The organism is Oxalobacter paraformigenes (assembly GCF_000158475.2).
GTDB classification, from domain to species: domain Bacteria; phylum Pseudomonadota; class Gammaproteobacteria; order Burkholderiales; family Burkholderiaceae_D; genus Oxalobacter; species Oxalobacter paraformigenes.
Genome location: NZ_KI392031.1, coordinates 688,083 through 708,958 on the forward strand (window position 1 = coordinate 688,083; position 20,876 = coordinate 708,958).

Here is a 20,876-nt window from a genome sequence, read left to right on the forward strand (position 1 = left end):
GGGTCGTCCCAGTGTTTGGTGAAGTCGGGAAGATCGGTTTCCGCCTTTTCCACTCTTTCCGCCCTTTCTTTTTTGGCCGGTTCGGCTTTTAACGGCCCGGTTTGGGGAAGGGGCGTTTCCGGTTCGTTGGCCGGGGTCAGGCCGGTTGGAGCCGCGGTAAAGCCGGGAGCGTTACTGGCCGGTTTGTTCAGGGTTTGCTGTCTTTCCAGCGCTTTCCTTTGCCGCTCAAGTTCTCTTTGCTGTTTGTCTGCCCAGCCGTTTTGTTCGTCGGGGTTCTGGCTGCCGGAAAACCTCTCTCCTGCTGAACCGAAGTGGTTTTCAAAGTCGTTCATGGTTTTCTCCTCCCAAAAAAAAAGCCCTCCGGCAACGCCGGAGGGCTTTGTTCAAATACGCGGGGCGCAAAGACCCCGCCACACTTGATTTATACCCGATAGATGATCTTCGGTCAGCTATGGCTGTCGGGATGTTGAAAAAATGCCGGTCAGCGGTGCCGATCCTGGCGTTGGGCCATCTTTTTCGCGGTGTGAGAGGCGGTAGCGGACAGGCGCAAGGCCGGCCGATGCGGCGGGAAAGAAGCCGGTTTTGAAACGGTGCTATAAAGAATGTCTTACCGTGAAGGCTTTTCCTTTGGCAAGGGGAAGCGGTGTTGTTCGGGCAGGTTTTCGCGTGTTCGGGAAAGGAAAAGGTTTTGCTTTTGGGAGGGGTTTCCATCCGGAAGGGAAACCGCTTGTCCACGCTTTTTTGACGGATGTTTTTCTTTTGTCCGACAGGGCCTGCCTGTTTTTCGGCTCGACGGAAAACGGGGAGAGGAAGGGGAAAGGCGCCGGTAGCGGGAACGGCGGGAAAGGGGATGAAATGACAGGAAGAGAGCGGATGGAAAGCGCAGGGAAAGGAAGGGAAAGGAAGGGAAAGGGCCGGGACATTTTTCCGGCGGAATACAGTAGGGAGGGGTTAGAAAGAGGATGAATCAAAAAGGCTGAAAAGGGCGTGAAACCCGCCTGCATGCCGGGTTTGCCGGTTTTTGCAAAAAATGGTGATTTCCGGACCGTTCGGGTGAAAATCCGGGAAAAAACCGCGGGAAAAAGTCGGGAAATCCCGTTTTGGATCGGGAAAAAATCCCTTGTCACATGGCTGAAAAACCGACTTCAGACGATTCAACTGGCCTTTTTATGGGGAATGGTGACGGAAAATATGGGCCGGAAATCCAGTCCGGTTTATCCGGAAACCAGACCCGCTGTACTCATACCCGGGAGAGGAAAAGATATCGCCGGGCCGGCGGCGGTTTTTCATGCCTTGCCGTTTGTCCGGCGCGGCTGTTTTGCGCAGGCGAGGAGGTTTTCCGGCGGCGGATGGCAGGGGATTTGCAGTGCAATACGCCTTCAAAACCGCTTGCCGGAAAACGGGCTGGCGGGGAAGAAGGCTTGTTTTTTAAGGTTTTTTTGGGTTTTCCGGTTTTTTTGCCGTTTTTTGTCTGTTTAAGACGTCATTTGGGCACGGTTTTATGGCGGCGTCCGCGGGCTTGTCGTAAACTCGCTGGACAGGGCGGCTTGTCCAGTCCGTTTTGGGGCTGTTTTTCGGGCGATTCTGCAGGGGCCGGTGCAGACGTTCCGGAGGGTATGGCCGCGCCGTTTGCCGGTGGAAAGGAGGCAGGAATGGGTGTGGGTATCGGAAGGGGAAACAGGTTCAGGCTGTTTCCGGAAGGGATGTGGCTCTTTCTGTTTCTGGTGGTGTGCGAAGCGGTGTCGCTGTCGGAAGCGCTGGCGTTTGAGGGGGACAGAAGGGGCAGGTCACGGGAAGGCGCGGTGGCGGTCTTGTCGGCTGCCGAAGAGGACAAGGCGGACAGGCTTTTCGAGCTGGTTTTGCTCAAAGACCGGGCCGAGGAGGGCGATCCGGAAGCCCGGTTCGAGCTGGGGCGGCGCTATCTTCAGGGCGTGGGGCTGGAACGCAACGATATCATGGCGCTTCACTGGGTGCGGGCGGCGGCCGAACAGGGTTACGCCCGGGCGCAGGCGGGGCTTGGCTGGATGTACGCGGTCGGCCGCGGAGTGGAACGGGACGAGACGCAATCGTTCATCTGGTACGAACGGGCGGCGAAGGAGGGGTATCCGGTCGCCCAGCGGATGCTTGGCAAGTGTTATGAAAAGGGCATCGGCGTCGGAAAGGATCGGGCGATGGCGAAAGTCTGGTATGAAAAGGCGGCGGCTCAGGGAGATGAGCAGTCTGTCCGGCGTCTGAAAGATTGGGAGACGGAAGCGGACTGATTTTTCCCGGACAGTCCGGCGGGCGTATGGCGCTGGCGGTCGGGGTCTGACCGGGCGTTTGCCTGTGTCCGGCCCGGAGCGGGCGGCTGCGCCGTTTTTTTCCTGTTTTCCCGTGTCCGCCGCTTGCCGGTGTGCCGGATGGGATAGGCGCGGGGCATACCGGGCATTCGGGCCGGTGTTTGCCGGAAGCGCTTGAACCGGAGGCCTGTTCTCTCCCGGTCGGGTTGCCGGGAAAGCCCGGATGGCCCTGATGGGCCGGCAGACTTTCTCTTCTTGTCGGGGCAGGGCTTTTCCTTTCCTGTTTTGGCACTGGCGGGCGGTTTCGGGCTTGCCGCCGCCGTCGTGCAAGCCGCGTTCGTGCCGGATCGGCGGGCAAAAGGCAGCCTGCAGGCGGGCTGCGCCAGGCCAGAAGCCGGATGGCGTTTCCCGGCCGGTTCTCCGTTTTTTCCTTCTTCTTTTACGTTTGCCGCTTTTCTGTTATCCTGTATTTAGTTAGGTACCTTATTAATGGAGGGGAGTCATGCAGGACAGGGAAGCGATGGATATTTTCGGCAATTTGCGCTTGTGTTTCACTCTGTTGCACCGGGGCGGCGAGAGGCGGCGGCACTGTCATGGCGGGTTCAGGGGGCGGGGCCGGATGCTGGCGTTTTTGCGGGAACATCCCGGGATCAGCCAGCGGGAGATGGCGGAATCGCTCGGTATCCGGCCGCCGTCGGCCAGCGAGTTGCTGGAACGGCTGGCTGCCGGGGGACTGGTCGAACGGCGGGTCAACGAGGCCGACCGGCGTTCGCTACAGGTTTTTCTGACGGAAAAGGGGGCGAAGCTGGCCGATCATGTCGGCCGGAACCGGCAACGGGAAGCGGCGGAATTGCTGGAGGGCTTTAGTGAGGCGGAGCGCGCGCAGTTGGCGCGTTTGCTGGAAAAGCTGGCGGTTTCGCTGAAAAAACAGACGGCTTTTGCCGGCGGAGATGAGGAAGGGGAGCCGGGTCATGGCGGCGCTTGCGGCTGCGGCGGGCATGGCGGGTGTTTTTCCCATGCGGCCGGAGAGGAGCGGGAAGCGGACGGCCCGGAAGGGAACCGTCGCCGTCACGGCTGCGGCTGTGGCGGGATGCGGGGCAAACGGCGGGGCAACATGGCGATCTGAACGGGCAGGGAAAGCGGAGCCCCGGAGGGAAGCCTGTTTTTGAACGCGTGTCCGGGACAGAGGGGGGCTTTGACGCAAACGACTTCCGGCAGGGAACGGCAAGGGCGGTTCCCTGTCGAACCGGATAGGGTTTTCCGCGGGAAGGCCGGGTTTTCGCGCCGTTTTGCCGGGCCGGGGAGCTGGCGGAAAGCGCTTCGTGGTGAAGACAGGAGACTCTTTCAGGAAAGGGAGGAACGATGCGTTCGATGAGGTCGTGGAGGCAGGGGAGTATGGTGCTGGCCGCCGTTTTTTTGCTGCCGTGCTGTGTTTTTTTCGTGGGGGCGCCGTCGGGTAATGCGCAAACCGTCTTGCCGGCAGATGTGCCGGCGGTCACGCGTTATGCGGACGCTCCGCTGGCGCTGGTGAAGGAAAGGGCCAGGGATGGGGAGGATGCGGCGGAACTGGAACTGGGCCTTCGCTATGTGCTCGGTTCGGACGGGGTCAGGAATGTGCCGGCCGGGGTGAAATGGATCGGGATGGCGGCCAAAAAGGGGATGCCGCAGGCCGAACACGAATTCGGTTCCCTGTATCTGATGGGGGTGGGTGTGCCCCAGAGCGATGCGCTGGCTGTCCAGTGGTTCAGGAAGGCGGCGATTCAGGGGTATGCCCCGTCGCAGACGGCGATGGGGTTCGCCTATGAAAACGGGGCGGGGGTGCCGAGGAACCCGGAAAAAGCCGCTTACTGGTTTGACAAGGCGGCTTCGCAGGGAAACGGTATTGCCGAGGAAAGTGTGGAGGGGGGCATGTGATGTCTGTTTCACGCAACGTCATGTGAAGGGTGTAAACGATGCGTTGAACGAAGGAATACCGGGGCCGGTTCTTTTTGAACCGGCTTTTTGTTTTTTGCGGTCGCCGGACGGCATGAAGAATCGGCCGGTTTTCTTTATAAAAGTGGTGGAAAGAAAAAGCGGAAGTATGAAAGAATACTCCTGGTTAACAGGCCGGAACGGTTTTCCGGCCGGGGGCGGTTTGTCCGTCCGTCCGCTTGCGCGGCCGGGCGTCTTGCAAGGTGGCAAAAAAGAGGATAGGTCTGGATGGGTCTGGGTTTCCGGTTTCGGTTTAGGGCGCTGGCGTGCGGGGTGTGGGCGACGCTGCTGCCGGTTTGCGGTTTTGCCGCGGACAAGCCTGTTTCTGCCCCGGTGGCGCGGAACGCGCCGGCGGATGGTTTTTCCCTGTCTTCTCCGGCGCCTGCCGCGTCCGTTTCGCCGCCTTTGTCGGCGGCTGAGGCGGCGCTGGCGGCCGGGGCGGAAAAGGGCGACGCCCGGATGAAAATGGCGCTGGGCCTCCGGTACGCGATGGGCCGGGGGGTGCCGGCGGATGATGCGCGGGCGCAAGTATGGCTGAAAAGGGCGGCCATGGAAGGCAATGCCGTGGCGCAGGTCAGTCTGGCGGCGATGATGGCTTTCGAGAGCGATGTTCAGGACGCGCCGGGAGCGGCGGTCTGGTTCGGCAAGGCCGCGGCGCAGGGCAATACGCAGGCGCAGGCGGAACTGGCGAGGATGCTGGAAACCGGACTGGGCGTTTCCCGCAATCCCGAAGAAGCGAGGCAGTGGCGGGAGGAGGCAAGGGAACAGGCCGATAAGGTGATGCTGGACTGGGCATGGAAGATCGCCGCGACGGGAGGCCGGAGATGGGAGGTGGCCTTTTCCGGGCCGGATGCGGACGGGACGGTGGCCCGGCCGAAAGGGGAATTTCCTGGACGGGCGGTTTCGCAAAAGAGGATCGCCACCGGGATTTTAACGCCGGACGGCGCGGGGATTTCGCTGGACGTGGAAGCGGTCGGCCGGGCGGTCGAAAGCGGCGACCCGCAGGCATGGACGGTGGGCGCGCTTCTTCTGGCGACAGGTAACGGGGTGAAAAAGGACGAGGCGCTGGCGGTGGAATGGTTCGGAAAAGCGGCAAGGGCGGGCTATCCGCCGGCGCAGGCGGTGCTGGGCGAACTTTACATGCTGGGCTGGGGGCCGCTGGAAGCGGACAATGCCGCGGCGGCGCGATGGATGAAACAGGCGGCGGTGCAGGGGTTGCGTGAGGCGCAGACGAGTTACGGTTCGATGCTGGCGGGCGGCAAGGGGGTGACGGAGGACAAGAAGGAAGCGTTTGGGTGGATCCGGCAGGCGGCGGAAAAGGACGAGGCGCGCGCGCAGCTGATGATGGCGATGAACGCGCTTTCCAAAGGGGATCGCGAAGGCGCGGCGACCTGGTTTTACCGGGCCGCGGAAAATGGCGACGACGAGGTGCTGTCGATTCTGGGGGTGCTCTACGGCTGGGGCGACGGCGCGATTGCGGGCGAAAGCGAAAAGATGACGGAGGTGCGCCGCTACGCGCAGCGGGGCGAGCCGGAAGCGCAGCTGATGCTGGGATTGCTGTATGGAGAAGGCTGGGGCGCGCCGCGGGACGGGGTGTTGGCCGAACACTGGTTTGGGGAGGCGGCACGGCAGCATTATGCCGATGTGTTGCTGCCGCTGGGGCTTTTTTACGCGGAAACGGATCGCCCGGATCTGGCGGCGGGCCTGTTTGATGAGGCGGTCAGGCAAAAGGCTTACGCTTTCGCGCGCGACCGCGAAATCCTGCAACTGCTTTTTGTCGAAACGGAAAGGATGCCGGAGCTGGAAGAAGCCTTGCGGGATCGGGCAGCGGCCTCTGGAAGGGAGGAAACGGCCAGTCCGGAAGGAGAAGGGAAAGCCGGCCCCGGCAAGGTCCGGCAGGCGGAGGGCGGCCCGGCGGGGGCCGTAATGCCCGATGCGGCAAAGGGGGCGGGTTCCGGCCTTCGCCGGGAACGGATTGCGAAAAAGATCGCTTTTCTGAAAGAGCGGGCGGCGCGGGGCGATCCGGCGGCGGAACTCATGATGGCGACGCTGCTGGAGGAGGGCTGGAGTGTGCAAAGGGATGGGGAAACGGCCCGGAGGTTGCGCGATAAGGCCCGTGAACAAATCTGTGCGGCAGGTGGCGGGGCGGAGGATGAACCCGAATGCGCCTTGCCCGATGGGCAGAAAGAGGCGGAGGCTGCCGGTTTGGGCGGGGAAGACGATGCGGACGGGCCAAAGGCCGGGGAAAACGGGCATGGGGAAGAAGACGAGGGTTCCCTGTCGCTGAAGGTGACGGATTATTCCGCGAAAGGGGGCCTGTGAAACGATTTTGTGTGATGGCGGTGGCGTCGGTCTGGCTGGCGGCCGGTTTGCCGGGGCTGGCGGCGGATACGGCGGCGGATTTCCCGGCAAGGCGGTGTCAGGACGCGTTCGGGTGCATTCCCGGCGAATCCTGCCGTGAGGCAAAAGCTTTGTATGCCCGGGCCAGACGGGGCGATCGGGAGGCGGCGACGGCATTGGGATTGCGTCTGATGATGGGAAACGGGGTCATGCCGGACGATCTGGCGGCCATGCGCTGGTTTGAAAAGGCGGCGGCAAAGGGCGATACGGTCGCGCAGGTGGCGCTGGGGGCGTATCTGACGCGGCGGGAAAGCCCGGAGGAAACGGTGGCGCAAGGGCTGGCGTATCTGGAAAAAGCGGCAAAAGCCGGCAATCCGGTCGCCTCGTCGAATCTGGCGATGCTGTACCGGATCGGCCGCCGGGGCATTCCGGAAAACGGGGCGCTGGCCGAAAAGTGGACAAGGTGGACGAACCGGCTGGCGGAAGAAAGGATGATCAGGGAGATAAAACGGGCTGTCGGGCCTTACCGTGATGTTCTGTCTGTCCGCGCCGGACAGCCCGATGACGTGTTGCTGGCCGAAAGCGTGAAAGCGGCGGCCGCCGGCGGCGAGACGATGGCGCAAACGCTTTACGGGGTCTGGCTGGCGTCAGGCGACATGGAAAAGGCGGGGATTTCCCGCGATCTTCTGAAAGGGGCGGACGTGTTGGCCGGCGCGGCGAAGTCGGGCGACGCGGTGGCGGCTTTTGCGCTCGGGGATCTGTTGTGGGTGGGCACGGGCGCGCTGGAAAGGAATCCGGAGGCGGCGGCCGGCTGGCTGAAACAGGCTGCTGAAGGGGGCCATGCGAAGGGCATGGCCTTATACGGCTTTTTGCTGCTGAACGGTTTGTATGCGGAAATGGATCCCGCCAGGGGTCTGGCGTATCTGGAAGAGGCTGTCCGGCAGGGATTGCCGGAGGCGCAGATGGCGCTGGCGTCGGTCTGGATGGGGATGAACGAGCGTGAAAAGGCGCTGCGCGCTTTCGGTAACACGCTCTCGTGCCGGGATTGCACGGTGGAACGGTCGATATTGGCCTGGAAGTATGGGGCCGGGAACGGGCCGGTGACGGGCGAGCCGGAGAACATGACGGAAATCCGCCGGCTTGCCCAGTTCGGCGATCCGACGGCCATGCTGTATCTGGGCATGGCCTGCGATGTGGGGGCAGGCGGCAGACGGGATGCCTGCCAGGCGGTCAGGTGGTATGAAAAAGCGGCGGAAAAGGGGATGCAAGCCGTGTATCTGCCACTGGCGATGGCGTGTGTGGAAACGGACGATTTGGCCTGCGCACGGAAATGGCTGGCGGCAGCGGCGTGCAGCGCTGAAGCGATGGGCTCGCCTTACCATTTCATGCTGGCTTTCGCGCTGGATGAGGTATGGCTGGACGATCGGAAGGAAGCGAACGGGGCGGACAGGGCGGCCGTTTCCGGCGACCGCGTGAAAAGCAGGGCGAAACGGCTCCGGTGGCTGCACCAGGAGGCCCGCCGCGGCAACGGGGCGGCGGCTGCGGTTTTGGGCGGCCTTTATGAGGCGGGAATCGGCGTTGCAAAAGACGAAGAACAGTCGGCCATGTGGCGGCAGCGTGCGAGAGAAGCGCAGGCCTGCCGTCGTTTGCCTTTGGCGGATTCCCCGTCTGCCGGGGGAATGGACGGTTCGCGCAAACCGGAGGGGGAGGCCCGATGAAGTGGAAAGGCGCCGCTGCCGTGCTCTCCGGCCGGAATATGGCGATCGGTCTGGCGCTTGCCGGCAGTGTTTTGCTGTGTACGGCGCTGGCGTATGGCGGGAAAAGCCTGGAAGCCCTTTTGAATCTGCCGGTTCCCGAGCAGCCTGTTTTCGTGGTCAAAGACGAGCAGGCGTTCTTTTCGGTCTTCAGGAACGCGATGGGGCTGGATGAGGAAGAGTCGGCGGCGCGGCGTGCCGCGCTGGGCGCGGACAAGGCGGCAGAGGCTGCCGGGGAGGAAGACGAGGCCCCGTCGGAATGGATGCGGCAGTTGCGCCGGCAGGCGGCGGCCGGAGACGCCAGGGCGCGTTTCTGGCTGGGACGGTTTTTGCTGGAAGACGCCCGGCAACCCGGGATGGAAAAGGAAGGCATCCACTGGCTGGAACTGGCTGCCAGACAGGGGCTTATCCGGGCCCAGCTTTATCTGGGCATGATGTACACCAGCAAGACGGTGGGGCCTGTGGATGCGGCGCTGGCCCGGTTCTGGCTGGAAAAGGCGGCGAAACAGCATTCGCCTATGGTGCAGCTTTATCTTGGCTTGCTCTACGGTCAGGGCAAGGTGTTGCCGCGCGATATCGGCAAGTCGGTTTACTGGACGGAGAAGGCGGCGGAAAGCGGGTTCGCGATGGCCCAGTTCGCGCGGGGCCTGATGGCCGCTTTTCTCGAAGCGTATCCGCGTGACGAGGCACTGGCCGTCCGGTATTTCAGGAAGGCGGCAGAGCAGGGCATGGCCAAGGCGCAGTTTTATCTGGCGCTGATGTACTGGCAGGGACGCGGCGTGCCCAAAAATGACGGGGAGGCGGTTCACTGGAACGCGCTGGCGGCGGAGCAGGGCCTGCCGGAAGCGGAGTTCGCGATGGGGCAGATGGCAAGACACGGCATCGGACTGCGAAAGGACAGGGAATGGGGCCTGATGTGGATCGACCGGGCCGCCCATCAGGGGCTGGCCGAGGCGCAGTATGACATGGGGGAAGCTTATCTGGAAGGCAGGGGCGTCGAACAGAATGTGACGACGGCCGCGGCCTGGTTTTACCGGGCGGCCTTGCAGGAGCATGGCGCCGCGCAGCTGAAGCTGGCGTATATGTACGCCAACGGGATCGGCGTCGAGCCCGATCTGGAAAAGACGGCGCTCTGGCTGGAAAAGGCGGCTTCGGCCGGCAGCGCGCAGGCCAGGGAGTGGCTCGGACAACTGGGGGAGGACGGTGAAAAGGCCGTTTCCGGTTCCGTTCCGCTGTTTGACGACCGGGGTGAAAACGGGTTTTTCCGCTTTTTCAGCGGTGCGCTGATCCGGGGATGAGGCCGGTCCGAAAAGTCCGGCGGACAGGGGCCTTGTTGTCCCGGACAAGCTTCCTCTTCCGGGGGCGGGCCGGTTTGGACGGCGGGCGAAAAAACCGGAGACGGCGGACGGTTTTCCTGAGCGCCGGTTTGGCGGTTTTCCGGAAGGTTGCCGGTTTCCGGATGATCCGGATAAAAAACAGGAAAAATGAGGGAAAACCGGCCGTCCAGCCGTCAGTAACGCGTGTCCCGATGGCGTTTGACGCCGGTTTTTCCCCTTTGCCGAAAGCGGCCCGGCAGGGCGAAGACGCGCCGGGCGTGTCGCCGTTCCCGTTTCCCTGTTATGCGGGCCATCCCGGATGGCCTCTTTTCCCTGCCGGCCGGAAAAGGGCGATGCCTTGCCTTTGCGCGAGGGGGCAGGAACCGGTTTCCCGGTGAGGCCATCGGGCTTTTTCGCTGGCAGGGGCCGGAGCCGGCCTGTTTCCTTCCGTTAGGGGAGCTGGCTTTTTTGGCAGGCGGTTTGCAAAGCCTGTCACGGTTCCGGCCGGAGAGGGGGCAAGCGGGTGTTCCCGTATCGGTTGCGGCTGGCCGGTTGCCGGCGATAAGGGAGGGGCCTTGCTGAATCGCCTGCCTGTGTGGCGTGAGCATTTTCCTGTGCCGGGTTCATGAGGGCCGGGTGTGTCGCCGTTTTGCCGGACGTTTGCCGGTTTTCCGGCTGAACGCAAGCGGCGCGTGGCGGCGTTTTTGACGGTCTCAGGCAGGCGGTGCATTTCCTGCCCGGTGAAAGGTTTCCATTTTCGGGGAAGGGGGTAAAGGGGCGGGCAAATGGCGCTACGCCCTCTTTCCCGCTTCCGGCCGCTCAGATGCCGGCCGGGCATGGTCGTGTGGCCGTTTCCCGCTTCCGGCGGTTTTTCCCGGAACAGGGCGGATGCCGCGAGGCCGTCAGAAAAAAGGCGACAGCCGGACAAATGGCTTTACGGCCGGTTCGGCAGGTGTAAAATAAGGCTTTTGCGGCAATCCGCCGTTGCCGCCGGTTTTTCGCTTAAGGGGCGGTTTCTCCTGCCGGAGCAGGGACAGAAGAGGGTGTTTTTTTATGATTTCGTTTTCGGTCAGTATGGTTTTGCTTTTGGCCGGATACTGGGTGTACGGCCGGTATGTGGAAAAGGTTTTCGGGATCGAGCCTGGACGGCTGACGCCTGCCGTTGCCAGGCCGGATGGCGTGGATTATATTCCCTTGTCAGGCTGGCGTCTTTTTTTGATCCAGTTTTTAAACATTGCCGGGCTCGGGCCGATTTTCGGGGCGATCATGGGCGCGAAGTTCGGTTCGTCGGCCTATCTCTGGATCGTTTTCGGCTGCATTTTCGCCGGGGCGGTGCATGACTATTTCTCCGGGATGCTCTCCCTGCGCAATAACGGGGAAAGCTATCCGGAAATCGTCGGCCGCTATATGGGCAAGCCCTTCATGCAGGTTGTCCGGGTATTCACGCCGGTCATGATGGTTCTGGTGGGCGCCGTTTTCGTGGCGGGGCCGGCCGGTCTTCTGGCGAAGCTGACGGCCGGGACGGTCGGTTTTTCGTTCGGGATATGGACGGCGGTCATTTTCATTTATTTCATTGCCGCCACCCTCTTGCCGATCGACCAGCTGATCGGGCGGCTGTATCCGCTTTTTGCCGCGGCGCTCCTTTTCATGGCTTTCGGCATCCTGGTTTCGCTTTACCTCCACATGCCCGCCTTGCCGGAAGTGACCGACGGGTTGATGAACACGCATCCGAAGGCGGAAACGACGCCGCTTTTCCCGATGCTGTTCATTACGATCGCCTGCGGCGCGCTCTCGGGTTTCCATGCCACGCAGTCGCCGATGATGGCCCGGTGCATGACGAATGAACGGCAGGGCCGGCCGGTTTTTTACGGCGCGATGATCGCGGAAGGGATCGTGGCGCTGATCTGGGCGGCGGCCGCCAATTTCGCCTTTCATACCCCGGAAGGGCAGGCTTTCTTTACCGGCGGCAATGCGGCGCAGGTCGTTGATTTCGTCTCGAACAACTGGCTCGGAACGCTGGGCGGCGCGCTGGCCGTCCTGGGCGTCATTGCCGCGCCGATCACGTCCGGCGACACGGCGTTCCGGTCGGCGCGCCTGATCGTGGCCGATGCGCTGAAAATCGAACAGAAGAGCCTGATGAAGCGCCTTCTGGTGTCGTTGCCGCTTTTTGCGGCCGGTTTTGTGCTGCTGTTTATCGACTTCGAGGTCATCTGGCGCTATTTTGCCTGGTCGAATCAGATTCTGGGCACGATCACGCTCTGGGCCGTGACGATTTATCTGACGGTGAACCGCAAAAATTATTTTATCGGCCTGATTCCCGCGCTTTTCATGACGGCGGTGGTGTCGGCCTATCTGTTTATCGCGCCGGAAACGCTGGCTCTCTCGGCCACCGTATCCTACGCGCTCGCTCTTGCCTTGACCGCCTTGTGCGTTTTCTTTTTCGTGCGCTGGAAGAATCGCCTGACGGGTAAGGCAGTCCCATCGACGGCGGACGGTTCCGTGACGGCCAGGAGGCCTTAACGGGCTGTCCGTTTGGCGCCTTTCCGGCCGGGGGCTTTTGGCTGAAAGGGCCGCTTGCGGCAGGCGCGGCGGCCGTCCTGACGGGTTTTGCCGCCGTTTTTCTTTTTGAGTGTCCGTATGGCCGTTTCAGGATGTGCCGGGTGAGCCATGTCTTGCCAGTGCCGGGACGGGAAGCGGTTTTCCGGACAGGTTGCCGATGGCCGGGAATGCCGGGAAGGGGAGATCATGGAACGGATGGCCGGCCATTCTGGAGGCGGCCTTGCGCGCTGTCACGGAAAGTCCGGGAGATAAGGGAAGGCGCAAGGGAAGGCGGTTTTCCAGAGGGCGAAAGGGGGCGGTGTCCGGATTGTCCTGAACCGGACGGAATATTTTTTCCGGATGCCCGCCGATTCCGCCTTGCCGGTTTTTTCCGTTTAAAGCCCCGGTTGCCCGGGCGATTCCGGGCGCATGAGGCATCGCTTTGCCGGTTATCCGTTTTTTCACCGCTCAATGCCCGCGGGTCGCCGGTTCGGGCGGGGACGGGTTCCGGCAGGCGCTTGCCGGGTTCCTGTTTTTTCGCGGACAAGGAGCCGGAGCGCGGGGTTCGGGCCATCCTCTTTTGCCGCGGGGAGGGCGGGAGAGCCGGTAAACCGGCGGGCGGTTTTTTCCGGCGGGGAGAAAGTCTGCGGGAGCGCGGGTTTTGTGTGACAATATCCGGCAGTTTTTCCGGGCTGTTTGCCCGGCCTGATCTCTTTTTCACGGACAGTCATGCTTGCTCTCCTTTTCCGTTTTCTCACCGTTGCCGTATTGGCCGCGTGCTGCGCCAGTGCGCAGGCTTCCACAGAGGAGGGGCTCGTCTTGCTGGAATCACGCCGGTTTCAGGCGGCGTATGCGGTTTTTTTGCCGGAAGCGGAAAAGGGGGACGCGCGGGCGGCGTTCGAGGCGGGGCGGCTTTTGCTGGCCGGCCGGGGGGTTGAAAAGGATGAGGCGTCAGGCGCGAAATGGGTGCTGGCTTCGGCCGAAGGGGGTTACCGGGACGCGCAGTATCTGATGGGGGCGCTCTCGGTCTATGGGATCGGGGTCGAAAAGGACAGTCAGGTGGCGCTGACCTGGTTTTCAAAAGCGGCGGCCGCGGGAGACGCGCGGGCCGCCACGGCGATGGGGATTTTGACCGGTTCGGGCGCGGCCGGGGGCAATCGCCGGCCGGAAGCGGTTTTATGGTTTAGGCGGGCGGCAGAAGCGGGGGAACCGGAAGCGCAGCGGCGCCGGGCGCTGGCGCTGGCGACAGGCCGGGACGGGAAAAAGGACGAGGCGGCGGCGGCCGGCTGGTTTCTGAAGGCGGCGCAAAAAGGGCTTCGCGAGGCGCAATACAATACGGGCTACCGGTATGCGGAAGGGATCGGCGTGCCGCGCGATCTTGCAAAGGCGGTTTACTGGTATGACAAGGCGGCCGCGGGGGGCGATGTGAAGGCGCAATACAATCTGGCGACGATGTACCTGAACGGTCTGGGCGTTGAGGAGGACGCGGCAAGGGCGGCCGGCTGGTTTTTAAAGGCGGCCGGGGCCGGATACGGGCCGGCGATGTACCGGCTCGGCGCGCTGTATGAAGAGGGCCGCGGGGTGAAACGGGATTACCGGCTTGCGGCCAGGTGGTACGAGGCGGCGGACGCGGCCGCGAAAGAGACGATGGCAAAGGCGCCAAAAGGCCGGGTTAATCCCGTCTGGCGGGGATCGCTTGTCCTGCCTGACGACTTGAGACGTACTTTTCCGGACATTCCCGCGCCGGACGGGGCGAACCGGGCCCCGGACGCCGTCCGTTGACTGGCGTGTCCCTTGCCATGCAGCGCCGCCATTTAATGGCAGTGTTTCCGATTTTTATCAAATGGGGGCGCGAATCCCTGTTGTAGCATGCATCCAGACAGTGGTTGGTTTTGATATGTTCAATCTGATGTTTTTTCAACAGGAAGGATTTTCTTATGCGCAACAGCACTCGTGGATTGTTACTGATTGCCTCTTTGGCGCTGGCCGGATCGGCTTTTGCCGCGCCTGCCGGCGGGATTGTGGAACACCCGCCCGTCCAGTCGGGTTACGGCACCGGCCCTTACGGCGGTTATGGCCCGGTCGGCCCGCTGAATTCGCCCGCTGTGGTCGTGCCTTATCTGGCCCCGAACGGCATAACGGTTTATCCGCTGCAAACGAGCAGTAATGCGGTCAAACCGGGCCCGAACAGCACGGTGAAAGTCAATTACCGCGGCTGGCTGCAAAACGGCACCGAATTCGACAGTTCGTATTCCCGCGGACAGCCTGCCGTTTTCGAACTGAACAAGACGATTCCCTGCTGGCAGCAGGGCTTGCAGACCGTTCCGGTCGGCAGCAAGGTGAAGCTGGTTTGCCCGCCGTCAACCGCCTATGGCGCCAATCAGGTCGGCAATATTCCGCCCAACAGCACGCTGACGTATGAAATCGACCTGCTGGAAGTCATGAACTGAGCGGTTTGTTATGGCACGGAAATGGCGCGCACCTGCGCCATTTTTTTTGAGCGGGGACAAGACGCCGGGCCCGGTTCGCCGAAAGGAACAGGCCGGTTCCGGCAGGGGAGGGCATCATGTGGCTGATCTGGTGGGGAGAAGACGGGTTTGTCCGTATGGCGCGGCTGGAGGTGGCGGTTTCCTTTCCGGCCGGAAGCCGTTATCCTTCGCGTTTCGGAGGGCACTGCCTTTTTTCGTTGCGGCAGCAGGAGGGAGGCCGGATACGCGTCTTGCAGAGGCGTTCGCCTGCCGGGAAAAGCCGCGTTGCCGGCGTCTTGCCGTTTCCGCCGGCAATGCGCTGCAAGGCGCGTGGCCGTTATCCTTCTTTCCGGTGCGGAGCCTGACGGGGGCGGAAAAACACGCGCCAACACCCGTCCCGGGAAAGGGGAGGCCGTTTTGGCCTGTCGCTTCGGCCAATGCCGGTAACCGGTCAGACCCGGGCGGACGGAGGCGCTTCGCTTGCGGCGTGCGGCAAGCCGGAGGTATGATGCGCGATTTTCATCATGACGGAATGATGGCTGACGCCGTATGGCACGGTACTGGCTTGCTGCATGAACATGACCATGGCAAGCAGGCAGGCAATCGAGAAGGCGAATGTCAATATGCGGTTATACATATGGCAGTCCTTTCTTTAATTGTCGGATGAAACGGTTGATCCCCTTATGTTGAGGTTTTGTATAAGATACCCTATTTTCGGTATTTTTTGTCAAATTTTATTTCATTTTGTAGTTATTTTTTTACTGAAAGTAAAAAAATAACCGACATTTCTCAAGCATTCGCCTTTTTTCCGGGCCGCGATTTTTTTCCGGCGAGCCGGGAAGGTTCCATTTCGGCAATCCGGCGCCGTTTGTGCCGCGGCCGGGCCGGTCTCGCCGGTCTTGCCGCGTTCACCGGGGAAGGCAGGAAGGGGAGACGGTTTTGCCGGAAAAAAGACGAGTCGGGAGGTGTTGGGAACAGGATGAATCAAAAGGGTCAAAAAGGGCTTGAAACCCGCATGAATCCCCGGTTTGCCGGTTTTGCGAAACATCTTGATTTCCGGGCAGTTCGGGGGGAAATCCGGGAAAAAACCGCGGGGAAAAGACGGGAAATCCCGCTTTGGACCGGGAAAAAATCCCTGGTCACATGGCTGAAAAACCGCCAACACACGATTCAACAGGCCTTTTTTTGGGAAGGGTGAGCGAAAACACTGTCCGGAAATCCAGTTCGACTCATCCGGAAACCAGACCCGCTGTACCGGACGCCAGCGCGTTTGGAGCGGGCGGCAAGGCGGCGGTCAATCGTTCCCGGGAGGATTGGCTGGCCATCCGTCAAAAGGCGGGTTTTTCTTTTCCGTCCATGTCGCCTGAAGGGCCCGGGAGGGGGCTGTTCCGGCCGGAGGGAAAGGGGCCGGGTTTTGCCCTGACAATTCCCTGTTTTTCCTTCACTGGCCGGGTTCGCCCGCGCAATCGCCGCCATTTCCGTCCTCCCTTTCATCGAATCCGGGGAGGGCGCGTTAAGAGCGGCAGGCAGTCCCTGCCGGTTTGACTGCCGAAGCATGGGGAGGACAGGCCTTTTCCCGCGCCTTTTGCTGCCGGGTTTTCCGTCCGGCGGTACCCGGCGCGGCGTTTTTCCGCTTTCCCCACGGAAAGGTTTCGGGGGTTTGATTTTGTCCGCAAATCCTGATCTAATGTGATCAGGCTCAGATATAATATGAGCAGGCATCGGGGTTGCCGGCAAGGCGCCCGGCAATCCGGGAAACGGAAGGCGGTGGATCGTGGCGAATGGAGAAAGGCTTGGACGGGGAAGCGGGCTTTCCGAACCGGTAACGGCTCTCGGGTGTCCGGCCGTGATGGATGCCTTGAATGCCGGTGTGGTGTGTTGCCGGGTGGATGAAGACCTGAGTTTTTGCTGGGGCAATGCCCGTTTTTTCGGGATGACGGCTTTTACCGAAGAGGCATTCGTCCGGCATTTTGGCGGCCTGCGTCCGTTCTATGCCGCTTGTCCCGAATGTGCCGGCGATTTCGCCCTCATCGAAAGCGCCTTGTCCCGTGCGGTGAAAGCGGGCAACGCCAGTGTCGAAATGGAGATCAGACTGCCGGGAAAAGCGGGCGGTTTTTCATGGATAAAGCTTTCGGGGACGGTTTCTTCCGATGAAACCGGTGCGCCGCTTCTGGTGGCGGTCCTGACCGATATCAACGCACTGGCGGCCGACTGGGAAGAACAGGCCCGTCTGGCCGGAGAACACTGGCGGTATTTCCGCTGGATGATGGATGAATTCGCCGGGAACGTTTACGTCAGCGATATGGAAACCTGCGAGTTGCTGTATCTGAACAGGACGGCGTGCGAGACGCTGGGCGTGTCGGCGGAAAGGGTATTGGGCAGGAAATGCTTTGAGGTCATTCAGGGCCGGCAATCGCCTTGCCCTTTTTGCACCAACGACCGTTTGCGGGAGAACGGATTTTGCAACTGGGAATTCTTCAATCCGGTGCTGGAACGGGCATTCATGATCCGGAACCGGGTTATCGAGTGGGAAGGCCGTCCGGTCAGGCTGGAATTGTCGCATGACATGTTCAGCGCCGAATACAAGCTGGCCAAGAAGGATCGCGAACGCCTTGCGCTGGTCGGCTCGATGCCCGGCGGTTTCGTGCGTCTGGACGCCCGCGATTACCGGACGGTGCTCTGGTACGGGGCCGATTTTCTGAACGTGATCGGTTATACGGCAGAACAGTTCGAAAACGAATTGCATTCGCAATGCACCTATGTCCATCCGGACGATCTGAAACGCATTGTCTCCCGGCTGGAAACGGTTGACACCACGGGCGAAAATATCGTGACGGAAGTCCGGATCATCACCCGAAGCGGCGAGATGAAATACCTGAACATGACCCTGTGTTACGCCAGCGCGGAAGACAGCTGGGACGGCATTCCTTCTTTTTACAGCGTGGGGATGGACGTGACCGAACAGCGCGAGGAACAGGCGCGGCAGCGCAGGGCGCTTGAGGAGGCGTATCACGCGGCCCGGGTGGCCAGCGAGGCCAAGACCAATTTCCTGTCGTCGATGTCGCATGATATCCGGACGCCGATGAATGCGATCATGGGGATGGCCCTGATCGCGCAGACGAATCTGGCCAGTCCGGAAAGGGTCGCGGACTGTCTGGACAAAATCAGCGTTTCCAGCCGCCATCTGCTCAGTCTGATCAATGAGATTCTGGATATGTCGAAAATCGAGAGCGGCAGGATCGATCTGGTCGCCGAAGAAGTGTCGCTGCCGGAACTGATCCGGAATGTGATGGGCATGTGCCAGCCTTTGCTCCGGGAAAAAGGGCTGGAATTTCACGTCAGCGCCAGTCAGGTAAGACATGAGAATATCGTGATCGACGGCGGCCGTTTGCAGCAGGTGCTGATGAATCTGCTCTCCAACGCGGTCAAATATACGCCGGAGGGCGGAACGGTCGGTTTTGTGGTGCGGGAATTGCCGACGGGCATTAAGAAGCGGGGACAATACGAATTCGTGGTGGAAGATAACGGGATCGGTATGCCGGCGGCTTTCCTCCCGCATCTTTTCGAACCGTTTTCCCGCGCGGAAGATCCCCGGATCAGCCGGATCCAGGGCACGGGCCTTGGGATGGCGATTGCGGAAAATATCGTCCGCATGATGAACGGGACGATCACGGTGGAAAGCGAGCCGGAAAAGGGAAGCCGGTTTACCGTTTCCCTGCCTTTTGAACTGGCGGGGGAAGACGATACGGTGGATACGGGGCTGGCCGGTTTTCCGGTGCTGGTGGTGGACGACGACCGGATGGTTTGCGAGAGCGCGACAGTCCTTTTAAACGAACTCGGCATGCGGGGGGTCTGGGTGGATTCGGGCGAGGAAGCGCTCCGGTGCGTCGTGTATGCCCATGAAAACGGGGACGGTTTTTTCGCGGTGATTCTGGACTGGAAGATGCCGGGCATGAGCGGGCTGGAGACGCTCAAAGCCATCCGCAAAAGGCTGGGCAGGAACATTCCCGTGATTGTCATATCCGCTTACGATTACTCGGATATCGAGGAAGAATTCCGGAACGCGGGCGCGGATGCCTTTATTTCCAAACCGCTTTTCAAATCCCGGATACGGCAGGTTCTGCAATCGTTTGGTCCGGGCAAACAACGCGAGCCTGCCGCCCCGGTGCCCGGGAAACAGCGCGCTCCTCTGGAAGGCAGGCGGTTTTTGCTGGCCGAGGATAACGATATGAACCGTGAAATCGCGGTGGAACTGCTTGAAATGCACGGGATGGCGGTCGATGCGGCGGAAAACGGGCTGGCGGCGGTCGAAAAGTTCGGCAATTCCCCGGCCGGCACCTACGACGGTATCCTGATGGATATCCAGATGCCGGTCATGGACGGTTATGAAGCGACCCGGGCAATCCGTGCCCTTGACCGGGAAGACGCGAAAACCGTGCCGATTCTCGCCCTGACGGCCAACGCGTTCGCGACCGATATCGGCAAGGCGCACGCGGCCGGCATGAACGATCACGTTTCCAAGCCGATCGATGTCGCCTATCTGATCGGGACCTTGCGGAAATGGGTGCGGTGAGCCGGTTTTCCGGCCAGAGGGGAGGCGCCCTGACGGGCAAGCGCAAGTCGTAACCGCCGGCAGGGGGGACGCGTCCGTTTCGGGACGCGTCCCCGGTAAGAGCGCCGGTTTTTCAGTCGGGAAAAACCGGGGTGACGATTTCGCCGGTTCCGGGGACGCCCCTTTTTTCCAGATGGCTTTTGAGGGACACGAACAGGTGGGCAAGAAGTTGCCGGAAGGCGCGGGCAAAACGTCCGCTGTCTCCGTCGGCCAGCGCGTTGGCCAGTTTTTCCGACAGCGCCGGCCAGCCGGCTTCCACTTCGATCCGGCTGAACCGCAGGAGGCCGCCGTTTAAGAGCAAAAGGGTTATTTTGCTGTAGATTTCGCGGAGGGCGGCAAGCGGGCTGTAGAGGACGATGCCGCGCAGGCTGGCGCTCAGGGCGGCGGTGATGGCGGCGCTCCCTTCTTTTACGGAAAAGGCTTCCTGAAGCGAATGGCGTATTTCCGGCCCGAAACGGGGGAAGGTATGGCGCAGTGCGGGTTCGCTCGTGACGGCCAGCAGCTGGAAGGTTTCCAGAAAGGTCCGCAGATTGTTGCCCGGCATCAGGGCGTTCAGGCGGTCGGCCATTCCCGGGTCGCGTCCGGAGACGACGCGGGTTCCCACGCCGTTGACGGGCCGGGTGACGCCCAGTCTGTTCAACAGGCCTACGGTGCGCCGCATGGTGATGGCGGAGACGTGATAAATGTCGGCCAGAACCGTTCCGGCGGGCAGCAGGGTTCCCGGCGGATAGAGGCCTTCATTGATTTTGCAGGCCAGATCGATGGCGATCATGTCGCAATAGCGTGTGCGGCCTTTCCGGGGCGTCCATGAAAAGGGCTGTTCCAGAAGCGCGGTCTTGCCGGGAGCGGTTTCGTGCAGAAGCCGGGCCAGTTCCCCGAAAAAGAAGCCGGCGAGTTTTTCCAGCCGGTTTTTGGCCGCGGCATGGTCGCCTGCGGCGCACAGCTGGAAGCTGGCGGCGAATTCTCCGGCCAGATGGTTTGGGAAACGGATTTGGCCCGTTTCGCCTTTTCCGGCGTGGAACAGGTCGGTAAAGGCGCTCTGGATGAAGGCGTTGATGTCGTAGTAAAGGCTTGACGCGGTCTGGCTGCCCAGCGCCAGACAGGCGTCTTCGAAAAGGGGGGCGACGCCGCTCCACTGCCGGATGCGGCCGCTTTTTTCCGGCGCGGGGTCAAACGGGACGCCGGAAGCCGCCATATGGCACAGGCCCTGAAACGCGATGGCGGGCGAAAGCAGTTTCAGGGTTTCCGCCAGATCGGCCAGCGCGGCCCGGCGTTCCCGGAAGGTGTCGCTTTCCAGATAGTTTTCACAGGGTTTTTTGAGAACGACGGTTCCCTTGCCGCGGGCGACGCGGACGAGCCCGTCTTTTTCGAGGGTTTTCAGGGCCCGCTGGGCCGGGCAGTACGACACGCCGAACTGCCGGGCGATTTCCTGCACGGAGGGAAAGCGCCTGCCGTCGCTGTAAAAACCCGACTGTATCCGGGCGGCCAGATGGCGGTATATGGTTTTTTCCAGACTGGTGGAACGCGTCATGGCTTTCAGGTGTCCTTTTTGCCTCCTATTATGCGGGGAGCGGGGCGGAAACGCCAGAGGGGGGACG

At 61.6% G+C, this 20,876-nt stretch carries 15 protein-coding genes; 11 read left to right on the top strand and 4 right to left on the bottom strand.

Translation table 11 applies throughout. The annotated features are described in order from the left end of the window. Positions 1 to 332 (bottom strand): hypothetical protein (locus tag OFAG_RS14120; protein ID WP_020995015.1); only part of this gene is annotated, 332 nt, incomplete at its 3' end. Between the two features lie 1,320 nt (positions 333 to 1,652). On the opposite strand from OFAG_RS14120, the gene OFAG_RS14125 reads away from it, so the two are divergent. From OFAG_RS14125 to OFAG_RS06895, 7 genes are all read left to right on the top strand, one after another. Next, on the top strand, positions 1,653 to 2,261 hold the full coding sequence (locus OFAG_RS14125; protein ID WP_187138752.1) for a tetratricopeptide repeat protein: 609 nt from the start codon (positions 1,653 to 1,655) through the stop codon (positions 2,259 to 2,261). Positions 2,262 to 2,781: 520 nt separating this feature from the next. Continuing rightward, complete coding sequence (locus tag OFAG_RS06855; RefSeq protein ID WP_005877079.1) at positions 2,782 to 3,405, top strand: MarR family winged helix-turn-helix transcriptional regulator; 624 nt, start codon at positions 2,782 to 2,784, stop codon at positions 3,403 to 3,405. A gap of 236 nt (positions 3,406 to 3,641) precedes the next feature. Beyond that, on the top strand, positions 3,642 to 4,193 hold the full coding sequence (locus OFAG_RS06860; protein ID WP_051347013.1) for a tetratricopeptide repeat protein: 552 nt from the start codon (positions 3,642 to 3,644) through the stop codon (positions 4,191 to 4,193). Positions 4,194 to 4,478: 285 nt separating this feature from the next. Next, on the top strand, positions 4,479 to 6,572 hold the full coding sequence (locus tag OFAG_RS06870; RefSeq protein ID WP_005877075.1) for a tetratricopeptide repeat protein: 2,094 nt from the start codon (positions 4,479 to 4,481) through the stop codon (positions 6,570 to 6,572). Then, positions 6,569 to 8,308 (top strand): tetratricopeptide repeat protein, encoded by a 1,740-nt coding sequence (locus tag OFAG_RS06875; protein WP_005877073.1) that lies wholly within the window; start codon positions 6,569 to 6,571, stop codon positions 8,306 to 8,308. Before OFAG_RS06870 ends, OFAG_RS06875 begins: the two co-directional genes overlap by 4 nt. Beyond that, positions 8,305 to 9,642, top strand: a complete 1,338-nt coding sequence (locus tag OFAG_RS06880; RefSeq protein ID WP_005877070.1) for a tetratricopeptide repeat protein — start codon at positions 8,305 to 8,307, stop codon at positions 9,640 to 9,642. Before OFAG_RS06875 ends, OFAG_RS06880 begins: the two co-directional genes overlap by 4 nt. 1,071 nt (positions 9,643 to 10,713) lie before the next feature. Further along, positions 10,714 to 12,180 (top strand): carbon starvation CstA family protein, encoded by a 1,467-nt coding sequence (locus OFAG_RS06895; RefSeq protein WP_005877068.1) that lies wholly within the window; start codon positions 10,714 to 10,716, stop codon positions 12,178 to 12,180. Positions 12,181 to 12,306: 126 nt separating this feature from the next. On the opposite strand, the gene OFAG_RS06900 is transcribed toward OFAG_RS06895, so the two are convergent. Continuing rightward, positions 12,307 to 12,663 (bottom strand): hypothetical protein, encoded by a 357-nt coding sequence (locus tag OFAG_RS06900; protein WP_040719875.1) that lies wholly within the window; start codon positions 12,661 to 12,663, stop codon positions 12,307 to 12,309. Between the two features lie 264 nt (positions 12,664 to 12,927). Here OFAG_RS06900 and OFAG_RS06910 point away from each other — a divergent pair, with 264 nt between their 5' ends. From OFAG_RS06910 to OFAG_RS06920, 3 genes are all read left to right on the top strand, one after another. Next, complete coding sequence (locus OFAG_RS06910; RefSeq protein WP_020995020.1) at positions 12,928 to 13,980, top strand: tetratricopeptide repeat protein; 1,053 nt, start codon at positions 12,928 to 12,930, stop codon at positions 13,978 to 13,980. Between the two features lie 155 nt (positions 13,981 to 14,135). Beyond that, positions 14,136 to 14,648: an FKBP-type peptidyl-prolyl cis-trans isomerase gene (locus OFAG_RS06915; protein WP_020995021.1), complete on the top strand. Its 513-nt coding sequence runs from the start codon at positions 14,136 to 14,138 to the stop codon at positions 14,646 to 14,648. Positions 14,649 to 14,764: 116 nt separating this feature from the next. Continuing rightward, positions 14,765 to 15,031, top strand: a complete 267-nt coding sequence (locus OFAG_RS06920; protein ID WP_020995022.1) for a hypothetical protein — start codon at positions 14,765 to 14,767, stop codon at positions 15,029 to 15,031. Positions 15,032 to 15,117: 86 nt separating this feature from the next. Here the strand turns inward: OFAG_RS06920 and OFAG_RS06925 are convergent, their stop codons facing one another. After that, entirely contained in the window at positions 15,118 to 15,303 is a 186-nt protein-coding gene (locus OFAG_RS06925) for a hypothetical protein (RefSeq protein WP_020995023.1), read from the bottom strand. Between the two features lie 1,137 nt (positions 15,304 to 16,440). Here OFAG_RS06925 and OFAG_RS06940 point away from each other — a divergent pair. Next, a complete protein-coding gene (locus OFAG_RS06940; RefSeq protein ID WP_020995025.1) occupies positions 16,441 to 19,239 on the top strand; it encodes a PAS domain-containing hybrid sensor histidine kinase/response regulator in 2,799 nt (932 codons plus the stop codon). A gap of 112 nt (positions 19,240 to 19,351) precedes the next feature. Here OFAG_RS06940 and OFAG_RS06945 read toward each other — a convergent pair whose 3' ends face one another. Continuing rightward, positions 19,352 to 20,809 carry a GntR family transcriptional regulator gene (locus OFAG_RS06945; RefSeq protein ID WP_005877058.1) on the bottom strand — a complete coding sequence of 486 codons (1,458 nt, stop codon included), beginning with the start codon at positions 20,807 to 20,809 and terminating at the stop codon, positions 19,352 to 19,354. Positions 20,810 to 20,876: the final 67 nt, after the last annotated feature.

What these genes read in the sequence shown, in the direction of transcription:
- OFAG_RS06920 (WP_020995022.1), top strand. Translation starts at nt 14,765, where the DNA reads ATGTGGCTGATCTGGTGGGGAGAAGACGGGTTTGTCCGTATGGCGCGG.
- OFAG_RS06895 (WP_005877068.1), top strand. Translation starts at nt 10,714, where the DNA reads ATGATTTCGTTTTCGGTCAGTATGGTTTTGCTTTTGGCCGGATACTGG.
- OFAG_RS06855 (WP_005877079.1), top strand. Translation starts at nt 2,782, where the DNA reads ATGCAGGACAGGGAAGCGATGGATATTTTCGGCAATTTGCGCTTGTGT.
- OFAG_RS14125 (WP_187138752.1), top strand. Translation starts at nt 1,653, where the DNA reads ATGGGTGTGGGTATCGGAAGGGGAAACAGGTTCAGGCTGTTTCCGGAA.
- OFAG_RS06925 (WP_020995023.1), bottom strand. Translation starts at nt 15,303, where the DNA reads ATGTATAACCGCATATTGACATTCGCCTTCTCGATTGCCTGCCTGCTT.
- OFAG_RS06860 (WP_051347013.1), top strand. Translation starts at nt 3,642, where the DNA reads ATGCGTTCGATGAGGTCGTGGAGGCAGGGGAGTATGGTGCTGGCCGCC.
- OFAG_RS06945 (WP_005877058.1), bottom strand. Translation starts at nt 20,809, where the DNA reads ATGACGCGTTCCACCAGTCTGGAAAAAACCATATACCGCCATCTGGCC.
- OFAG_RS06910 (WP_020995020.1), top strand. Translation starts at nt 12,928, where the DNA reads ATGCTTGCTCTCCTTTTCCGTTTTCTCACCGTTGCCGTATTGGCCGCG.
- OFAG_RS06880 (WP_005877070.1), top strand. Translation starts at nt 8,305, where the DNA reads ATGAAGTGGAAAGGCGCCGCTGCCGTGCTCTCCGGCCGGAATATGGCG.
- OFAG_RS06870 (WP_005877075.1), top strand. Translation starts at nt 4,479, where the DNA reads ATGGGTCTGGGTTTCCGGTTTCGGTTTAGGGCGCTGGCGTGCGGGGTG.
- OFAG_RS06915 (WP_020995021.1), top strand. Translation starts at nt 14,136, where the DNA reads ATGCGCAACAGCACTCGTGGATTGTTACTGATTGCCTCTTTGGCGCTG.